Source organism: Nocardia pneumoniae NBRC 100136, assembly GCF_000308755.1.
GTDB lineage: Bacteria > Actinomycetota > Actinomycetes > Mycobacteriales > Mycobacteriaceae > Nocardia > Nocardia pneumoniae.
In genome coordinates, this window is the sequence record NZ_BAGF01000124.1 from 1 (window position 1) to 461 (window position 461).

The following is a 461-nucleotide window of genomic DNA, read 5'->3' on the forward strand; positions in this document are numbered from 1 at the left end:
CGGCTGTGGGGGTTGAGGAAGTTGCGCCAGACCGCGTTGAGGTCGTTGCCGTCCCATTCCCCTATCAGTGCCGTGTAGAGCGGGTTGGCGAGCAGCTGAGTCCAGGCGGCGTCGAAGACGGCGACAGGCGTGCCGGTCAGCCGGTCCAGCATGCGGTGCACGCTGGGGGTGATGTGCCGCGGAACCATGCCGGGGCCTGGTGGGGCGAGGCCGGCCAGGTGGAAGAGGTGGGCGCGTTCGTCCTGGGTGAGTCGCAGCGCGCGGGCCAGTGCTTCGACGACCTGGGGTGAGGGATTGGTGGCGCGTCCCTGTTCGAGCCGGATGATGTAGTCGGCGGAGATGCCGGCCAGCTGGGCCAGTTCCTCGCGGCGCAGCCCGACGGCGCGCCTGCGTCCGCCCGCGGGGAGGCCGACGGCCTGGGGCGAGACGTGATCGCGCCAGCGGTGCAAGGCCGCGCCGAG

At 71.8% G+C, this 461-nt stretch carries 1 protein-coding gene; it reads right to left on the reverse strand.

Going from position 1 to position 461, the window contains the following annotated elements; all coding sequences use genetic code 11:
* On the reverse strand, window positions 1-461 hold a 461-nt coding region (locus ON34_RS28650), incomplete at both ends, for a helix-turn-helix domain-containing protein (protein ID WP_040785381.1).